This window comes from Bradyrhizobium sp. 17 (genome assembly GCF_023073515.1).
In the GTDB taxonomy this organism is placed as follows: Bacteria; Pseudomonadota; Alphaproteobacteria; order Rhizobiales; family Xanthobacteraceae; genus Bradyrhizobium; species Bradyrhizobium canariense_D.
The window spans coordinates 1-1,782 of sequence record NZ_JADPJQ010000086.1 but is presented as its reverse complement, the minus strand read 5'-3'; the positions used below and the strand labels follow the sequence as shown (position 1 = coordinate 1,782).

At 64.2% G+C, this 1,782-nt stretch carries 1 protein-coding gene; it reads right to left on the bottom strand.

Annotated features, from left to right (window positions below; genetic code table 11):
• Positions 1-22: 22 nt before the first annotated feature.
• Positions 23-1,696 (bottom strand): transposase, encoded by a 1,674-nt coding sequence (locus IVB13_RS16810; protein WP_247367161.1) that lies wholly within the window; start codon positions 1,694-1,696, stop codon positions 23-25.
• Positions 1,697-1,782 lie beyond the last annotated feature (86 nt).

Sequence of the window (1,782 nt, the reverse complement as noted above, 5' to 3'; positions counted from 1 at the left end):
CGTATTGCCGCATCAGCAATTGTTACCCTGATGGCACGGATGCGAGGTCGACTGATCGGCCGCGCCAGGTAGCTTTCCCGGCTTGCTCGACGAAAGGGGCTGTGGGCGGGTCGGGCCCTACATAGCCCGAGCCGTCCACAACCCCGGGCGATGGAGCGGCGGTCGAGGCATCCGCAAGCGGCCGCTCCGCGACCAACTGCTCGGCCGTCTTTTGTCTAAGCGCCCTTAGCAGGCGCTGCACGATCGAATGCTGTCTCGCCCCGAACTCCTCGGGGTGAGTCTCGCTCAGCCGACCGACGATTGTGAGCGCCGTCAGTTGCGGCTGCTCCGCGAGCCAGCCCTCGATAGCAGCAATATGCGGGTCGAGCTTGGACGGCATGCGAACCCTGGTTTTATAGGGCCGACGAGTCCGCCGGTGCGTGGCACGCGGCTCGCCGGCGGTCACCCTCTTGCCGAGCGTCTTCGCGAACGTCGCCGCGGTCACCGGCGCGTTGCTCGTGTGAGCGGATTGCAGGCCACGCGCCTGTCCGGCACGACGATCGACGCGATTGCCGAGTTCGTTCTGGGTTGCGCGAATCTCGGCCAACAGCGCGACCGGATCGAGCGAGCGATACTGATCGCGCAGCCGTTTCTTCACGGCGGCGGTCACCTTGGGATGCGCTAATGCACGCTCGTAGGGCGTCGATGGGGGATGATAGCGCTTGATCACTTTAGCCCCTTCGCGGCGCTTCTCCTTCAGCTTGAACGAGGGCTGGAAGAAGTTGACGTAGAGCCGCGCCGCCGCATAGAGGCGGCCCATCACGCGCGCCGTCTCGACGCCATCGAAGCGGCCATAGCCCATGAGGCGGCGGACGACGGCACCATTCTTCTGCTCGACGAATGCTTGATCGTTCTTCTTGTACGCGCGCGAGCGCGTCACTTCGAGCTTCTGTTCGCGACACCATGGCACGACGACATCGTTCATGAAGGCGCTGTCGTTGTCGAAGTCAACGCCGCGCAACAACCAGGGGAACAGGCTCTGTGCGCGGTTGATCGCTTCGACGACCAGCGAACCCTCCCGCGTCAGCAACGGCAGGCACTCCGTCCAGCCAGTGGCGATATCGACCATCGTCAGGGTCTGGATGAACGAGCCGGCCACCGACGTGCCGCCATGCGCGACCATGTCGACCTCGCAGAAGCCAGGCACCGGGCTGTTCCAGTCATTGAACGTGCGGATCGGGACCTCGCGCCGGATTGCCGAATAGAATCCGGCACGGCGCCGCCTGCCGCCGCTCGCCGCAATCTTCACATCGACGAGCAGGCGATCAATGGTGGCGGCGCTGATGGCCAGAACACGATCACGGTCCGCCTGGCCAAGCCGCAATCGGCCATGTTGCTCGAGCGCCGGCAGCAAGGTCGGAACCATCACCTTGAGCCGCTTGCCGCACACCCGATCCGACGCCTCCCACAGCGCCGTCATCGCGTCCTTGATCGTCGTACCATATCTACGTTTACGCTCTTGCGGTTTCTCGACCTTGCTGGGCCCAACCGTCGTGCGCCGCCGGAGTGCGCGCATCGCATGCTTACGATGCCAGCCCGTCGTCGCGCACAGCGCGTCGAGGATCCGTCCCTTTTCCGCCCGCTTGGCCGACCGGTATTGCTCCGTCACTGCTGACACCACTTCGCGCCGCGCGCCCATGCTGATCTTTCCCGCCATAGTGGCCACCGAACCAATTCGGTGGCACCGACCCAATCATCGGCGAGAAGTTTTCCAGTAACATTTTGAATGAGGCAATGCGCCCC

Coding starts and splice junctions, on each gene's coding strand:
- IVB13_RS16810 (WP_247367161.1), bottom strand. CDS start 1,696: ATGGCGGGAAAGATCAGCATGGGCGCGCGGCGCGAAGTGGTGTCAGCA.